Genomic DNA, 19,967 nt, shown 5'->3' with positions numbered 1-19,967 from the left:
ATGAATCATACAGAGTATTATTCGCTAACTCATCCCCAAAAAAGAATTTGGTATATGGAGAAAATCAACGCTCATCAACCACTGCATAATATTGGTGGAGTAGTAACGATAAAAGGGGAGCTGGATTTTACCTTCCTGGAGAAAGCAATTAATAGTTTTGTGAAAAATAACGACGGAATGAGACATCGTTTTATAGAAACAGACGAGGAAGTACGGCAATACGTGGAAAAATACCAAAAGATAGACGTACTTAATGTTGTTTTTAATTGTCGGGAGGATTTGGACGCCTGGGTTCAACAAGAGGCGGGGAAACCTTTCACTATTCATGATTGCGATCTATTCGATTTTGCAATGTTTAAAGTGCGAGATACTAACGATAGCGGTTACTTTGTTAAGGTTCATCATATCATTTCTGATGGATGGTCTATGAATCTTTTAACGGAACAGATTTTCGATACGTATATGAGGCTTTTAAAAGGTGAAAAAATAATCGATCAGCACAGAGACTCTTATACTCTCTGTCTCAAAAAAGAACAATCATACCTAGCATCTGAGCGATTTATGAAGAATAAACAATTTTGGAATGAGAAATTCAGCACACTTCCAATTCCGATCCAGAAGAGGGAGTTAGAATGTGCAGAGGGGAATAGAAAGACATATTGTTTTCCGAATAGTCAATCTAACGGAATCAAACAATTTGCTGCTGACCACAATGTTTCTGTGTATGCTTTTTTTGTTGGTTTGTATTATATCTACCTTCAAAAATTAACGAAGCAGGAGGATTTGATTGTTGGAATGCCAGTACTTAATCGATCCGGGAAAAAAGAAAAAAATATCGTAGGGATGTTAACGAGTACTATGCCCTTCCGGCACTCTGTCGATGTGGAAATGACGGTTCGAGAATTTATCAAAGATATTAACCGTGAATTAATTCGCTGTTACTACCATCAAAAATATCCTTACGATTTACTTGTACAAGATTTGGGATTGAAGAAAAAAGGCTATGGTGATTTGTTTGATGCATGTATTAATTATTACAACACAAACCTTCCGAATGAACTTGGTGGTATTCCAGCAGAAAATGAAGAATTCTACAACGGAAATCAGATTTATTCGCTCCAGCTGATTATTCGAGAGTGGTCTAAATCAGGAGGATTCAATTTAGATATCGACTATAAGATCCAAGAATATGAAGAAAAACAAATAGAACAAATGTATCTTTCCTTCACCCATTTAGCAGAAAAAATGCTTCAATTTCCTGATAGAAAGCTTGGGGAACTGGAACTTTTATCAGAAGACGTAAGGAATAAATTAATAGTCGAATTCAATGCAACGGATTCGGATTACCCCAAGGATAAGACTATTTACCAGCTTTTTGAAGAGCAGGCAGCAAGGACCCCTGACAAAGTTGCTCTTAACTTGGGAAACGAGGAACTTACCTATCGTGAATTAAATGAAAAATCGAATCAATTGGCGAGGTATCTATTAAAGAAAAATGTGAAAAAAGGTACAATTGTCGGAATATCAACCAAGCACTCACTGGAAACAATCATTGGAATTCTAGGGATTGTGAAAGCGGGAGCAGCATACTTGCCTCTCGATCCTGACTATCCATCTGAACGAATCAATTATATGCTGGAAGACTCGGGTATTTCTATGCTGCTGACTAACTTTGATGTCTTAAATCGATGGAACATTTCCCCACACAAAGTGGAAGTTGTTCAGCTTCATTCAGCAAATCTTTATGAGGGTAAGTCTTCTAATATTAATGCTCTGAGTGACCCATCTGACCTCGCATACATTATATACACATCGGGTTCTACTGGAACTCCTAAAGGGACGATGATCGAGCATCAAGGATTGGTTAACTATACTTGTTGGGCGAAGAACGTATATGTGGAATCAAGTCAAGACGAAGTGTTTCCTTTCTATTCTTCACTTGCTTTTGATCTCACGGTTACGTCTATATTTACCCCACTAATTAGCGGCAATCAAATTGTCATTTATCCTGCTGATGAAAATGAACATGTCCTATATAAAATGCTTAGGGAAGGCAAAGTAAGTATTGTCAAATTAACTCCATCCCATTTATCCCTCTTACAAGATGTGGATTCAGAGATAAGTTCTATCAAAAAGTTTATTGTTGGAGGAGAAGATTTAACGGTAAGCCTTGCTAAAAGCATTCAGAATCGCTTCGGCAGAGATGTCAAAATATTCAATGAATACGGGCCTACAGAAACAGTTGTCGGGTGTATGATTCATCAATTCGATGTTGAAAAGGATCTAGGAACATCGGTGCCAATTGGCATGCCTGCACAAAATACGAAGATATACTTGTTAGACTCTGATCTCCGTCATGTTCCAGTGGGTGCTGTAGGGGAAATCTATATTTCTGGAGACGGCGTTGCGAGGGGGTACCTAAACAAACTAGATTTGACACGTGATAGATTCATACCGAATCCATTTTCTTCAGAAGAGCGGATGTATAGATCAGGTGACTTAGCCAGGTTTATGGATGAGAGCAAGATTGAATTCCTGGGAAGAGCGGATAATCAAATTAAAGTCCGCGGTTTTCGGATAGAACTAGGTGAAATTGAAAGAAATTTATTAAACCATCCGAGTATCAGGGATGCAGTAGTGGTCGATCGGGAGAACCATGATGGAAATTATCTTTGTGCTTATTACATAGAGAAAAATGAGGTTACTGCTACAGAGTTATTCAGATATTTAAAGAAATTTATGCCGGCATTTATGATTCCTTCTCATTTTATTCCTTTGAAAGAAATTCCGCTGACAATTAATGCAAAAGTTGATAGGGATGCTTTGCCTGAACCTGTAATTGCGAAACGCCATGCAGCTAATGCTGCAATAGAAGAAGATCTACTAAGTATCATCCGTCAGGTGTTACTTGTAGATAAAGTGCGGATGCGGGACAACTTCTATCATCTAGGCGGAGATTCAATCAAAGCAATTCAGATAGCTTCCAGGCTAAGTGAGAAAGGACTAAAAATTAAAACAAAAGATATTTTGTCTAATCCTGTAATAGAAGACATGGCTTTACATTTAGAAACAACCGCTAAAAATTTGCATGAGAGTAATCAACCATGCGTTGGCAGTGTTCAGTCACTTCCATCTGCATCTTGGTTTTTCTCACAAAAATTAGATAACATCCATCATTATACGCAGTCTGTATTATTGAAGGTGAAAGATGATATTAATATGCAAATGCTTGAATCCGCTCTGCAATTATTGGTTTGCCATCATGACTCTTTCCGATTGAATTATATGATCCAAACGGAGAAGTTATATTATAACGAGAAACATCTCGATCAGAAGTTTGAATTGAAATTCTTTGATTTATCATGCTATTCGGTGCAAGATCAGAACAATCATATAGCAAAAATTGGAGAAAAGTTAAAATCGAGCTTTAATATTGAAAACGATATTCTGCTTAAAGCGTGTATATTCGATCTGGGGGATCAGGGTAAAAGGTTTTTGATGGCGGCACATCATTTGGCTGTAGACGGGATATCTTGGCGTATTATTTTTGAAGATATGAACCGATTATATAATCAGATGGAGAATAAGGAGATTGCTTTATTGCCGCCAAAAGACAATTCGGTGCAAGATTGGGGCGTTGAATTGGAAAAGTTAAGCAAAAAAATCCCAGACAAGGAAAAACAATATTGGAATCATGTTTATCAATCTCGGGAGGAAACATTTTCAGATTTTGACTTAGGACCTGATCGCATGGAGGATTGCGAGACATTTGATCAAAAATTATCAGAAGAAGAAACGGCACAACTTTTTCAAAAAGCAAATGAAGCCTATCGAACAAAAGCTGACGAATTGATGATTATAGCACTTTCAATGGTGTTGTCTGACTATATCAAAAAGAATGAAGTAATCATTGAAGTTGAAGGGCACGGGCGTGAAGACTTATCTGAGGAAATAGATGTATCAAGAACTGTTGGATGGTTTACGAGCTTATATCCGATTCTGCTGAAGGTAGAAAATACAGATATATCACAGCAGATCAAGCAATTAAAGGATCAATTGCGCAGTATTCCCAGAAAAGGTTTGAGTCATGGAGTTTTGAAATACATTTCGGATGAATTGAGGTTTGACAATCAAAAATACGTCCGATTTAACTATCTGGGTGATTTTAATGCGTCATTTTCAAATGGAATATTTGAATTTGCTGAGGAATACTCTGGCCGAGATACCTGTCATTCAAATGCAATGGATTGTTTGGTGGATATCGTTGCATACACAGTGGATAAAAAGTTAAATTTATCAGTCACGTATAGCCGTAACAAATTTAAATGTGAAACCATATCGGAGTTTGTTAGAGATTATACGATTCAATTAAGAGATTTGATTCAACATTGTTGCCAAAGGAATCATTCTGAATTTACTCCATCTGATTTCGAAACTGCAAACCTCTCAAGTGAAGAGCTGGAAAATATATTTAACCTATGAGGCAGGGGAGGAAAGATTCAGTCATGATTAGAATAAAAATCGTTTTGATTGCCCTTGTAGTCTTATTGCAATTGCAGATGACTGCTGGAATACAGATAGGAAATGCAGAGAATGATAGAGTATCTGCCGGTTTATCCGATGACTATGGAAAAAAGCTGGACTCATTCATTAAAAAGCAAATGAAGGAAGGCAAAATTCCAGGTATGTCAGTGGTAGTAGTCAAAGGGGACCAAGCTGTTTATAAAAAAGGTTTTGGGTATTCCGACATAAAAACAAAACAACCAGCAACGGATCAAACTTTATTTGAAATTGGCTCGAATAGTAAGTCATTTACAGCTCTAGCAATCTATACGCTTGCCGAAAAAAACTTAATAGATTTGAAAGAACCAGTCAAAAAGTATTTGCCCTGGTTTCAAATGAAATATGTGGGTGAGTATAAAGGTCAGCAACTCAATAAGAATGTTGATATAACACTTGAACAGCTCTTATATCATACGAGTGGAATTCCGTTTCAAACGATAGGAGACATCCCAGTCGCAAATGACGATGATGCGCTGGAAAACACCGTTAGAAAGCTGATAAATAAAAAATTGGAGACTTACCCAGGTGAGCAATTTACTTACGCAAGCATCAACTATGACATTCTAGGTTTAGTTATACAAACAGTAACGAATCAATCATTTGAGAAATACATTGAAAATAACATATTAGTCCCATTTGAAATGGATAATACTTATTTGTTCAGAGAAAAGGCTGCCAAATATGAAATGTCTAAGGGTTACAAAATCAATTTTTTAAGGCCTAAAGAGTTCAATGCACCTATTTATCGCGGGAACACCCCTGCAGGTTATTTTATTTCAAATGCAGATGATATGGAAAAGTGGCTTCGTATGCAGTTTGGGATGTATAAGTTAAGTGATGGCCAGCAAAAGGCGATTCAAAAGACGCATATACCTAACCGCTCGGTTCCACCTTCTGCGGATGGCTCTTCCTATGCGGGAGGTTGGGAAGTATACCAAAACGGTTCCGGCGAGATCTCCCATGCTGGAAGCAATCCTAATTTTTCGTCTTTTATTGTATTTCGTCCTCAGGAAAAGATAGGTGTTGCAGTCATGGCCAACATGAACTCCTCTTATACTCAAAACATTGGCCAAGGAATCATCGATATTCTCTCAGAGAAGGAATTAGTAAATAATACAAAAGATATGTATAAGAGCATTGATGCTTTTTCTTTTACCTTACTTTTGTTTATGATTCCTTTTTCGTGCCTTACCCTATATTTTATTTTTCAAATAATCATTCAGGTGTATCAGAAAAAGAGGAATCTGGAAGAAAATAGAGTTAAACGCATTGGAGTTCCATTTATTATGGTTGTGTTTTCTTTGTTTGCCGGGTATTCCCTTTTTAAAGTTCCATCTGTATTTTTTACAGGGCTTACTTGGGATTTTGTAAACGTATGGGCACCTGACAGCATGAGTTTGGCGGCTTGGGCTACTCTAATTGGAATTGTATTGTTTTCTATTTACTTGTCGCTTATAACCATCTTTCCTTTATATAAAAATAAGAATTTATTCCCGCTCTTTGTGTTGAGCGTAACTAGTGGTTTTGGAAATGCGATGATCATATTTATCATCAATGAAGCTTTAAATAGCAGCAACGATTCAAACAATAGTCTGTTTTTATATTTTGTGCTTGGAATCATCATTTATGTACTTGCACAAAAGCTGGTTCGAACTCAGTTAATCACTCTTACAAATAATCTGATTTATGAACAAAGGCTTATTCTATTAGACAAAATCTTAAATAACCCATATGAGAAAATCGAACGGATGGAATCCGAAAAAATTCAGACCATATTAAATAATGACACAGAAGCCATCAGTAACCATGCTCCTGCAATTATCACCGGTCTGACCGATTCAATTACACTCTTGTGTTGTTTGGTTTATCTGGGTGTAATTAATGTGTTCGGACTTCTTATTTCAATTGGGGTCATTCTTGTTGCAGCAGGCATGTACTATGTAGCCGGAAGATCAGCCAATAATCTTTGGGAACAAACACGGAATATTCAAAACACCTTTTTTAGATATATCAACGACCTCATTGGCGGTTATAAAGAGTTGAGTATCGGAAAGGCAAAACGAGAAGAGTTTAGAGAGGACATGAAAGAAAGCTGTGGTGAGTATAAGGATAAACGGATTAAGGGCGGCCTTAAATTTGCCAATGTCTTTATTATTGGTGAATTGCTGTTTGTTTTGGTGATCGGGGCCGTTACATTCCTTTTTCCCATTCTGTTTAAAGAGGTGCAGAGCGAGTTCTTAAGGAGTTATGTTTTTGTTTTTCTTTATATGACAGGGCCAATTCATAGCATACTTAATGCTATTCCAAACGCTATTCAGATGAAAATCAGCTGGAAGAGGATAAAAGCTTTTTCTGAGAGTCTAAATGCGGATGAAGCTGATAAAAAAGAAACAATCAGTATATTGAAAACTCCTTTAAGACTGAAACTGGAGTTCGAAAATTTAGAATATCAATACGATAGTGATCATGAAGAATCTTTCCAGGTAGGTCCAATTGACCTCCAATTAAAATCAGGTGAGATTGTTTTCATAACAGGCGGGAATGGAAGCGGCAAATCAACTCTTGCAAAACTGATTACAGGTCTGTATACCAACAAGAGCGGAGACATATTCGTCAACAATCAAAAAATAAGCCAAAAAGAGTTAAAGGAACTATATTCAGCGATATTTAGTGATTACTATTTGTTTACAAAAGTCTATGGAATTGATTGCAGCTCGAAACAAGAAGAAATAAAAAAGTATTTAAAAATACTGCGTATCGATGAAAAAATACAAATTCAAAATGGGGAATTTAGTACAACAAAACTTTCTACGGGTCAGCGGAAAAGGTTAGCATTGTTAATCTCTTATTTGGAAGACAAACCTATTTATCTATTTGATGAATGGGCAGCTGATCAGGATCCCGAATTTAGATATTTTTTCTATATGGAGCTATTGCCTGATTTAAAGGCCCAAGGAAAATGTGTCATTGCTATTACTCATGACGACAGGTACTTCCATCTTGCAGATAAGGTAATCAAGATGGAAAGCGGAAAGGTTGTGGATGAAGTGCAACATGATCATCTAAAGGAGGAGCTTACTGATGGCAAAATTGGATAAACAAAATGTGGAAGACATTCTTAGCCTGACACCAATACAGGAGGGGATTTTGTTCCATTATTTAAAAGATCCGCATAGTGATGTGTACTTCGAACAGATATGCCTAGAGGTTTCAGGAGATATAAACGAGTCATTCTTTATGAGAGCATGGGAGTCTGTTATCCAAACCAATGAGCAGCTGCGTACATTGTTTCGGTGGGAAAAATTAAAAGCTCCTGTCCAGATCGTATTGAAAGAGCATAAGCCCTATATAGAAATAATCGATCTACAGCATAAAGATGAAACAGAAAAAAGTGCCCTTCTTGAGGAAATAATAATCAAGGATCGAGAAAAAAAAATCGATCTTCGAGATGTACCGTTCAGGATCACCTTGTGCAAATTAGCGGAAGAAAAATATGAAATGGTTATCAGTAATCATCACATTTTATATGATGGCTGGAGTAATGGGATCATTTTGAAAGAGTTTTTAAAAGCTTACCAATGCTTGAGTCATTCAGTAAAATACAATCTTCCTATCAAGAAGAAATATAAGGATTTTATTAAATATATCCAAAATCAGGATAAAGAACAGCAAAAAAAATTCTGGCAAGGTTATTTAAAGGGGTTTGACCCACAGCCAAGGCTGGAGTCGAAAAAGAGAAAATCGATTCGAAACGATCGTCATTATCGAATTCGATTCTCTAAAAATGAACTGCTCGGATTCACAACAAAAAATGAAGTTACTCTAGCCTCACTTATCTATAGCTTGTGGGGGATAGTACTTCAAAAGAACACTAATAGTAATGATATTGTTTTTGGCTCAACTGTTTCCGGCAGAGCAGGAGTCTTTAATGGAATTGAAGAAATGGTTGGATTATTTATCAATACAATTCCATTAAGAATAAGAAGATCTCCAGGGGAAACATCTATAGAACTTATCAAAGCGGTAAACAGCGCATTACAGAACTGGGAATTGTATGGAACTACTTCTTTACCGGATATTAAAAGACATGGCGAGTTGGATGAGAAAACGGATCTCTTTGACACCATTGTCGTTTTTGAAAACTATCCTCTAGATCAATCCGTATTAAACAAAAAAAGTGATATTGCTTTCAACTCCTACTCCGCAACTGAAATGACGAATTATGGTTTATCTATCAGCATAAGTGTTTTCAAAGATGTTGAAGTATGTTTCAGCTACAATGAACAATTATATGACTCATCTACAATTAAGCGGTTGGCTCAACACTTTACTTTAATCACAGATGACGTAATAAAAAACCCTGATAAAGAGATAGAACAAATCGAAATTATACCTGCCGAAGAGAAAAAGCAAATCCTCTCGGATTTCAATAATACCCGGACAACATATTCAAATGAGTACACGATTAGCCAATTATTTGAACATCAAGTGATGAAAACACAGGATAATATTGCAGTGATATATAAAGAGAGCGCTGTTACTTATAAAGAGTTGGATGAGATGTCCAGCAGCCTTGCAAATGTGCTCCTTAGGAAAGGAGTACAAAAAGGTGAAATTGTTGGCATAATGACAGAACCGTCCATTGAAATGATTGTGGGAATCATTGCTGTTTTAAAAGCGGGAGCCGCATATTTACCTGTTGATCCGGAATATCCTGAACCGCGGAAAAGATTTATGGTACAGGATAGTGGAACCAGGTTCATACTGACTGAGGAAAATTTAATGAACAAAAACAACTGCCTGATCGGGGTATTTCATAAAGATTGTATTCTTTTGTTGGATGATACCAGTCTGTTTTCAGGTGAGACGATTAGTCCAAGATTGGATCCCAGTCCTGCTGACTTATTTGCCGTTTTTTACACTTCAGGTACATCAGGAAAACCTAAAGGTGTAATGATAGAGAATCAAAGTGTGGTTAATCTTATTCAGTGGTTTGGAAATACTTTTAATATGACGGAAAATAGGAAGCTATTACAATTAACAAATTATGTATTTGATCCGAGCATTGAAGATTTTTTTGGGACACTTCTTTACGGAGCGACATTACATATAGCCGAAAGGAATTTGATATTAAACAGTGAGAGCTTCTGCGATTATGTTGACCAGCATCAAATTGATATTATTAATTTTATCCCAACTGTTTTAAAAGAATTATTATGTACTAATCGAAAGTTGAAGAGTTTACGCACAGTCATCTCCGGTGGTGAAAGACTGGAAGAATCATTGAAAGATGAACTGATTTATAGAGGTTATGAACTGTATAACAATTATGGACCGGCAGAGACAACAGTCGATGCCTTAAGTATAAAGTGTTCTGAAGAAAATGTATCATTAGGAAAGCCAATTTCAAATGTGAGATGCTACATCTTGGATAAAGACCAAAACCTTAGCCCAATTGGTATTCCTGGCGAGCTGTATATCGCGGGAGCCGGAGTGGCCAGAGGATATTTGAATATGCCCGAGTCTACAAATGACAAATTCATGAATGATCCTTTTATACCCAATGAGCGGATGTATAAAACAGGTGACTTAGGGAGATGGAATCGAAATGGAGAAATTGAGTTTCTCGGGAGATCGGATCACCAGATCAAAATCAGAGGATACCGAATTGAAGTTGCAGAAATTCATAATCTGCTATTAAAACATAATCACATTCAAGATGCGGCAGTAATTGATTGGGAAAATGATAAAGGCAAAAAAGTGCTTTGTGCATATATCGTATCAGATGCCCAGATCAATTCGAAAAGTCTTAGAGATTACTTATCTGAAGAATTGCCAGATTATATGGTTCCCTCCTATTACATCCAACTAGAGAAACTGCCTTTAACATCGATAGGCAAGCTTGATCGAAAGAAGTTGCCGCCACCGAAAATCCAAACAAACAAAAAGTATGTAGCTCCTGCTAATAAAATTGAGGAAGATCTGCTGGATGTTTGGTCTTCTGTATTGGGCATTGAACAGGAAGCAATCAGTATAGAAGATAACTTTTTCGAACTCGGCGGAGATTCTATTCTAAGTATCCAAATAGTAGGCAAGGCGCTGCAAAAGGATATAGAGATTACTGTAAGTCAGATGTTTCAGCATCAGACCATTGCGGAGCTCGCTGCATGTGTTGTGGACGGCAAAGAGAGTAAGCGTGAAGAAGGGACTAAAACGCCAGAGACAGGAGAAGTGCTCCTTACACCGATTCAAAAGTGGTTCTTTGAACAAGACTTGGGAAACTATCATCAGTGGAACCAATCAATCCTGCTGGAAACACAGCCCGGTATAAGCTCTGCACTGTTAAGTCAAAGTTTTCACATCCTGACAAGCTATCACGATAGCTTCAGACTTCGGTATTACCAAAGAAACGGTGAGTGGGTTCAAGTATATTCAGAAGCTAATGAGCATGTATTATTTGAAGAATATACTTCTGACCGGCAAGATGATCAAATGCAAGAGATCTTCTCAAAACTGCAGTATGGGTTGAATATCACGAATGGACCGTTAATCCGAGCAGCATATTTTGACTTTGGAAATCAGGAAAAAGGAAGGTTGTTTGTAACAGCACATCATCTTGTAGTAGATGGATATTCATGGCGGGTCATGATGGATGATCTACAATCTATTTATGAACAGCTTGAAAATAGTGAAACTGTCCAACTCCCATTGAAAAGCCTTTCATTTAAAAAGTGGTCAGAGTATCTTTACGAGTATGCAGATTCGGATCAGCTAAAAAGTGAACTCGTCTATTGGCAGATGAATACGCCACCTGCCTCCAAACCTATTCCTGTTGATATAAAAGGTGGGTTAAATACGGAAGACTCGGCTCGTACATTCTCTCTTATGTTAACAAAGGATGAGACAGATTTTTTATTGCGTGATATGCACCATTCTTTTAAGACAAGAATCGATGACAGTCTACTTTCAGCACTTTCTAGTTCATTGGCAAAATGGAACGGGACAACCCTAGTCGATCTAGAAGGACATGGAAGACACCCATTATTAAAAGAGCATGATATTTCTCGGACCGTAGGTTGGTTTACCTGCGTATATCCGATGATCTTAGGAGATATTGAACCAGAGATACATGTGGAAGATGTATTGAAAAAAGTGAAAGAACGGTATCGCGGTATACCCAAAGGTGGAATTGGGTATGAGATTTTATACTACTTGGCAGAAGAGAGTATACGTGAACAATTTGAATCTAAGCCAAGGGCACAAATAAGCTTTAACTACTTAGGTCAGTTTGAACAAGTACTTGAGAAAAATCAGTTATTTAAGATCTCTGAAGTGAATACGGGACCTGGTCGCGACTTGAGCGGAATAAGGAGCCATTTACTTGAAATCGATTGTATGATTGTTGATAAAAAGTTATATATTGAATGGAAGTATAGTTCTAATAAACATTTGCCTGAAACAATTGAGCAATTAGCAAACGACTTTGTTCATTATCTGAAACATTTGATCCAGTATTTTCAGACGAATGATAGTATATATTTTACTCCATCTGATTTCCCGCTTGCTTCTATCGATCAAAAGAATCTTGATGAATGGGGAAAGAAATATAAAACCGTAGAAGATATTTATACACTTTCACCTGTACAACAAAGCATGGTTTTCCATCATATCTACTCACCTGATTCATCAGTAACGGTGGAGCAAACCGTCTTCTCGATAGAATCAAACTTAGATATCGAGGTATTCGAAAGAGTATGGCAAACGATCCTGGATCGTCATGAAAGCTTGAGGGCTTCATACCACTGGGAGGAGGGACTGAAAGATCCCGTTCAGATTGTTCATAAAAAGATAAAAGTTCCTTTTCAAGTCTTGGATTGGACGAATCTTTCGGAAATTGAGGGACTTCAGAAATTAGAACGATTGATAAAGGATGATCGTAAGAGGGGATTTGATCTTACTAAACCGCCGCTAATGAGAATTTTGGTAGTTAAAAGGGGCGATTCTGTCTACGATGTGATATGGACACATCATCATCTTCAGCTGGATGGTTGGTGTAATAGTATACTCCTTAAGGAGATCGGAGAGTTTTATAAAGCCTATTGTGCTGGTGAAAAAATTGAAATGGGAAATGCACTTCCATTTAAGGATTATATCAAATGGTTACGCAGACAGGATGGGAAGAAAGCGGAACAATATTGGAGAAAGGCGTTAAAAGGATTCAAAACGCCTATACGATTTGATAACATTTTCCCTGTAAAAGCAGATTCAGATGAGTTATCCGCTTTTGGAGATGTTGTATATGAAGTGACACAAGAGAAAAAGCAGCTGATCCAGAATTTTGCCAGGAAGCACCGGATCACACTAAACACCTTGGTTCAGGGAGCATGGGCTATTCTTTTAAATCGCTACTCTGAAGAAAAAGATATTACTTTTGGTGTTACCTCATCTGGTCGCCCAGCTGATTTGAAAAATTCGGATGCTATGATCGGATGCTTTATGAATACTCTCCCTTTCAGAGTAAATGTAAACTCGAACATCGATTTGATACCATGGCTTAAGGATTTGCAATTGAAACAAGCTGAAATGCGTCAATTTGAGTATACTTCTTTAGCTGATATACGAAGTTGGAGTGAAGTACCAAGGAATTCTGGCTTATATGATCTGTATGAAAGTATTGTAATAGTTGAAAACTATCCTTTTGACGCTGCTCTAAAAGATGGAATTGGTTCTCTTCACGTAAAATCAATACGTGTAGAGGAACAATTGGATTACCCTTTGGTTGTCTATTGTAACTTACAACCAGAACTTCATTTTAAGCTCCTGTTTGATTGTCACTTTTTAGATGAAACGGAAGCAAATCAGATACTTGCACATTTAATTAATATCCTATGGAATATGATCGTAAGTGAAAATAGACAGCTAGGTGAAATTTCGATGTTATCGGAAAAAGAGCTTAAACTTTTAATTGACAGTCATCCTGCATCGATGGAGTATCCTAAAGACAAGTGTTTTCAAGATTTATTTACAGCTCAAGTGAAATCACGGTTAAACCAATCTGCAATTATACAGAATGATGAAAGTTTATCTTACAAAGAGTTGGATATACTCTCAAACAAATTAGCTCATAGACTCATAAAGCTAGGGGTTGGGCCCGAGGTGCCTGTTGGGCTGTACGTCGAACGTTCAATCAAAATGGTTGTAGGGATTCTGGGTATTCTAAAAGCTGGAGGAGCTTTCCTGCCCATTGACGCTGATTATCCTGGCGATAGGGTAAATATGATGTTGAATGATGCGCAAGTACCTGTGCTGCTTACTCAAACCAATCTGAAACCAAAGATACGAAGCTATGAAGATCACACTATTTGCCTTGATGCGGAATGGGATTCATTGCTTAAAGAGCCTGAAGGACAGCCAAAATCTCGGATTGAACCTAATAATTTGGCATATATCATCTACACTTCAGGTTCATCTGGCAGACCAAAAGGTGTAATGATGCCCCATGAAGCGGTTGTTAGCCACTCCATCGATCTTGTTAAACGCTATGAGCTTACACCAGAGGATCGGGTTCTTCAGTTTTCTTCAATAAGTTTTGATATTTCGCTTGAACAGATTTTTACGACTCTTGCTGCGGGAAGTTCTCTTGTTCTGCGTGATAAGAATATATGGACTCCTCACGAGTTTTCTCGAAAGTGTGTGGAACTCGGACTTTCGGTTGTGAATCTTCCTACATCTTATTGGGGGGAAGTTATCCAAGAATGGCATATAAGTCCTGAAATGATTCCAGATAGTAAGCTTAGACTTGTTATAGTCGGCGGAGAACAAATGTCAGCAGAAAAAGTGGGAATATGGGAAAGCTTATCTTTAGACCACGTAATTCTATTAAATGCTTATGGACCTGCTGAAACAGCAATGACCAGCACTTTGTACAGAGTATCTGGTAATGGAACTAAGAGTGCTAATTTAAGGAATATTCCGGTTGGAAGGCCACTTGCAAACAGACGTGTTTATATACTTGATGAAAGCATGCAGCCGCTGCCCATTGGTGTGAAAGGAGAAATATTTATTGGAGGTCTGCCCTTGGCCAGAGGTTATCTGAAAAATCCTGAGATGACAAAGGACAAGTTTATTCAAGATCCTTATTATCAAGATTACGGAAACAGGCTTTATAGGACCGGAGATCTGGGCAGAATTCTTCGTGATGGCAACATAGAAGTGTTAGGACGAAAGGACGACCAAACAAAAATTAGAGGTCATCGAATGGACATTGGTGAAATTGAAGTTGTTTTGAACCAATGCGATAACATAAAAGATTCTGTAGTTGTAGTGAAGAATGATGAGAAGAATGAGAAGTACCTTGTTGCATTCTACGTCCCAGCCGCACATATGACAAATGATTTATCAAGTATTAGGAAGTTTTTACGAAATCATATCCCAGAGTATATGATCCCTTCCTTTTTCATACAGCTGGAAAAACTTCCAATGAGTCCAAATGGGAAAATTGATAGAAAGTCGCTTGCTCATACGAAAATAAAAGTGGATATAGATGGTGGATATGAAAGACCATACAATGAAATACAACGAGAACTCGTACGTATATGGGAAAAAATACTGGGAACTGATGGTGTGGGAATCAATCATCATTTCTTTGAAATTGGAGGTCAATCATTAAAAGCGATTACGCTTGTTTCGGAAATTCACAGGGTATTTGAAGTAGAGATTCCACTTGGGAAAGTGTTTGAGTCTCCTACCATCAAAGAGTTGGCTTTACTTATTGAAGAAATGATGGGGAAGAAAGAAACATATCAATCTATTTCCCCAGTAGCGCAGCAGGAATTTTATAAGGCTTCCGCTGCACAGAAGAGAATGTATATCGTCAGCCGCTTGAGCGGTGCTAGTACCAACTATAATATTTCTGGAGCTGTATTTCTTGATGGCAAAGTAAATGTGTTACAGCTGGAAAGGGCATTTCAAGCTTTAATCCTTCGGCATGAAAGTTTACGAACATCATTTGCACAGACAAATGGGCACATCATTCAAAAGGTCCATGAAAACTTGGAGTGGAACATGGAACATCTGTATGCGAATGAATACAATCTGGACAGTGTTGTCGAAAGTTTTATTCAACCATTTGATTTAGAACGGGGTCCCTTGTTCAGAGCGGCAATTGTAGAAATGTCACCTTCAAAATTCTTACTTGTTTATGATATGCATCATATAATATCCGACGGTTTATCGATTGGAATTTTAATCAGAGAGTTTGTAAGTCTATATCAAGGAAATACCTTGCCGAATGTAAGAATCCAATATAAAGATTTTTCAGGCTGGCAGAATCATGCGGTAGAATCTGGTTTATTAAAATCTCAGGAGGAATACTGGCTTAAAACATTTTCACAGGAAATACCCCTTTTAAATCTGCCAACAGATTATCGCAGATCGGATGAACCGCTGTTTGAAGGAGATGGAGTGAAATTTAATTTAGAGGATAGTTTAACTTCGAAATTAAACCAAATCTCAATCGAAAAAGGGGTTACTCTGTACTCGCTATTACTCTCTGCATTCAATGTTTTGCTGTCTAAATATAGCGGACAGGAAGATATTGTAGTAGGAACTCCAGTAGCCGGAAGACTGCATTCTGAACTTGAAAATATGGTGGGTATGTTTGTAAATACACTAGCTCTTAGAAATTATCCTGATCCCGAAATGACGCTTGAAAACTTTGTGAAAGAAGTAGCCAATCAAACAGTTCAGGCTCTTGAACATCAAGAATACTCATTTGAGATGCTAGTTGATAAGTTACAATTAAGAAAGAATTTAAACCGTCATCCCTTGTTTGATGTTATGTTTGCCTTTGAAAACGTTGATGGGGCAATGGCCCAAATTGATGATTTTGAGATCATACCATATGAATATACCAATCGAACAACTAAATTTGACTTGGAGCTAAAAGTAACAGAACAGAAAGGCAAACTTCACTTTGTTTTTGAATACAGTACTGGTTTGTTTCGCAGAGATACAATTGAACGAATGGCTGAACACTTTGTTAAGATTATCGAGGTTATAGCAGATGACATCACAATTTCTATCGGGGAGATTGACCTAGTAACAACAGAAGAAAAAAATATAATAATGGATTTTAATGAAACTGGTACCCTTTTCCCAATAGAAAAAACCATCAAAAGTATATTTGAAGAACAGGTGGTAAAACACCCTTATCGTACTGCAGTAGTGTTTGGTCACAAGAAGCTAACTTATAAGGAGTTAAACGAGAAGGCCAATCAACTGGCTAATTACTTGATCAAGAAGGGTGCAAGGCAAAATACTGTGATTGGTCTTTTGGCGGAGCCTTCTATTGAAATGGTTGTTGGACTATGGGGGATTATTAAAAGTGGAGCAACTTATCTGCCCATTGATCCCGAGTTTCCAGATGAACGTATAAATTTTATGATTGAATCTAGTGGTTCCACTGCTATTTTGATTCAGTCTCATTTGTTAACCTCCATTGAATATGCTTGTGAGGAGGTTATCGAATTGGATAATAAAGAATTACTTTCTGAAGATACTTCAAACCCAGTAGAAACTACTGCATTTGATGACCCGATATACATTATTTATACTTCTGGCACAACTGGCACACCGAAAGGAGTACCAATCAAAAATCAAAGCTTGGTCAATTACATTTCATGGTTTACACGAGAAGCGAATATAACTTATAGCGATAAAACAATGCTGTTATCTTCCTTTGCATTTGATTTAGGATACACAAGTTTGTATACCGCATTATTGAATGGGTGTGAACTGCACTTAGCTCCAAAGAAAAGTTTTACAGTTCCAGAATCACTACTAACGTATTTAAAAGATCAGAAGATAAGTTTTATAAAACTGACTCCTTCACTATTCACCCACCTAGTAAACAACAGTTTGATTGAGAAAGAACAAAACCGTCTGTTGTTGAGGCTGGTGGTCTTGGGCGGAGAAGAAATGAAAGCAATTGATATCGAGAAATTTAACAGTTTGTACCCTAAGACTGAAGTAATGAATCATTATGGGCCCACGGAAACTACTATCGGCTCTATAGCCCATAAGGTCGATTTTGCCAAACTTAATCCTTTATTCCAGGGAACGGTCATTGGAAAACCGATCGATAACGTGAAAATATTCATCCTTGATAAGCATCAGAAACCTGTGCCAATAGGAGTAACCGGGGAAATCTGTATTGCCGGAGCAGGATTGACAACAGGGTATCTGAATCAAACTGAACTGAATACTGACAAGTTTATTAAAGGTTCATTTCTTGACTATGAAAAAATCAACCTGTATAAAACTGGGGACTTAGGCAAATTCACATGTGATGGAGAAGTTATATTCCTCGGAAGAATGGATAATCAGCTGAAAATTCGAGGATATCGAGTGGAGCTTGAGGAAGTGACTTCTGTACTCCTGCAGCATGATTCGGTAGTGGATGCAATTGTAGCTGCCAAAGAAGATAAAGAGGGCAACAATGATCTTTGTGCCTATATTGTGTTAAAAGAGGGTAAGAACGGATCGGGAATAAGAGAGTATCTTTCTAGTAAAATCCCTTACTACATGATGCCGTCTAGTTTTATCAAATTGGATAAAATTCCATTGGCCCCGAATGGGAAATTAAATGTTAAAGCCCTTTCGGAAATTGCCGGTGAGTCATTAATTAGAGTTGAATACGAAACTCCTGGAGATTCAGTTGAACAAAAGATTGCAGAAATATGGGAACAAGTCCTTGATGTTGAAAAAGTTGGTATGAATGACTCGTTTTTTGAAATGGGCGGAAACTCATTGAAAGTAATGCTATTAACGGCGGAGATTCATAAGCAATTTAATGTAAATATCCCGTTGCGAGTATCATTCAAAGCACCAACAGTTAGAGAGATGAGTAAGTATGTAAAGAATTCTTCAGAAAATATATATTCATCGCTTCAACCGTTAGAAAACAATGAATACTATGAACTTTCATCTGCGCAGAAAAGGTTGTATACACTTCATCAGATGGAGGGGGTTGGCACAAGTTACAATATGCCGAGAGCAACATTATTAGAGGGCGAGATCGATCTGGATAAACTAGAAAATGCTTTTTGTGAAATTGTCAAGATGCATGAGGCATTGCGTACTTCTTTTGAAGTAGTAGAAGGTGAACCCAAACAACGAATTCAAGAGAATGCGGAAGTTGAAATCAAATATTCTGTTCTAGACGGAGACTTATTTCCTAATTCAACGGGAGAACCTGCTGCTGAATTTATTCATTTGATTGATGAATTTATAACACCTTTTGACTTAAGCAAAGCACCTTTGGTCAGAATTATGGTCATTCGTTTACGCAGTGATAAACATGTGCTGCTGACGGATATGCACCATTTGATTTCAGATGGATATTCAGTCAGTATTATGTTAAACGAGTTATCAAAGCTGTATCAAGGACAGCAGATACAAAAGAATCGTATCCAATATAAAGATTTTGCCGGGTGGCAGAACGAGTTTTTGAAAACCAGTGCTGCAAGTAAGCAGGAAGAGTATTGGTTAGATATACTCTCAGGAGACCTCCCAGTATTGAATATGCCTACAAATTTCCCTAGACCGCTTATGCAAAGCTTTGAAGGAGATTGTTTTATTTTTGAAGGAGGAAAGGAATTAAAGCAACGCTTAGATAAGCTGTGTTTGGAAACGGATACGACCCTTTTTATGGTTTTGTCGGCAGCTTTTAGTATTCTTTTATCCAAATATTCCTCACAGCAAGATATTATTGTAGGTTTGCCTATTTTAGGACGAACGCATTCTGATTTAAAAAATACCATCGGCATGTTTGCCAATACTATTGCAATAAGAAGTTTCCCTAATGAGAATAAATCTTTCCTGACGTTCTTAACGGAGGTTAAGGAGCATTTGCTTAAAGCGTATGATAATCAGGATTATCAGTTTGATATGCTCTTAGATAAACTAAAAATAAAGAGAGAGCCAGGAAGAAACCCTATATTTTCTGCAATGCTTGCTCTTCAAGATGTTCAAATCAACAAGAATACCATTGGAAACATAAAATTGACTCCTATCAAATATAGAAATAAAATTTCTAAATTTGATCTATCGCTATTTGTGGAAAACGGGAATGAAGACATTTCTTTCGAACTCGAATTTGCAAGTAATTTGTTTAATATTGAAACTATTAAAAAATTCGCAAATGATTTTCTATTTATTCTGGACAAGGTTAGTTTCAATAGGGAAATAAAATTAGAAGGATTAAAGATTGAAGGATTAGTAGTTGAAAACACTGAAATTGAAAATGTTACTTTTCATTTCTAAGACAAATAGCTAAGCAGTTATCATTTGATCCCGTCCTAAGTTGGCGGGGTTTTTTATATCACTCTATGAAACAAAACAGC

At 37.2% G+C, this 19,967-nt stretch carries 3 protein-coding genes; all 3 read left to right on the top strand.

Annotated elements, in window-relative coordinates; genetic code table 11:
* The 3 genes from K8L98_RS14705 to K8L98_RS14695 are packed head-to-tail and all read left to right on the top strand — an operon-like array spanning position 1 to position 19,887.
* Positions 1-4,482: a non-ribosomal peptide synthetase gene (locus K8L98_RS14705; protein ID WP_223435750.1), complete on the top strand. Its 4,482-nt coding sequence runs from the start codon at positions 1-3 to the stop codon at positions 4,480-4,482.
* Positions 4,483-4,505: 23 nt separating this feature from the next.
* Positions 4,506-7,661: a cyclic peptide export ABC transporter gene (locus K8L98_RS14700; RefSeq protein ID WP_223435749.1), complete on the top strand. Its 3,156-nt coding sequence runs from the start codon at positions 4,506-4,508 to the stop codon at positions 7,659-7,661.
* The gene (locus K8L98_RS14695) at positions 7,645-19,887 is read left to right on the top strand and encodes a non-ribosomal peptide synthetase (protein WP_223435748.1); all 12,243 of its coding nucleotides are present in this window, start codon (positions 7,645-7,647) and stop codon (positions 19,885-19,887) included. Before K8L98_RS14700 ends, K8L98_RS14695 begins: the two co-directional genes overlap by 17 nt.
* The last annotated feature ends 80 nt before the right edge of the window (positions 19,888-19,967 follow it).

Origin of the sequence: Metabacillus dongyingensis, from assembly GCF_019933155.2 — a bacterium.
Taxonomy (GTDB): domain Bacteria; phylum Bacillota; class Bacilli; order Bacillales; family Bacillaceae; genus Bacillus_P; species Bacillus_P dongyingensis.
Note: the sequence above shows the minus strand (reverse complement) of the source record. Positions and strands in the feature narration are given on the sequence as shown.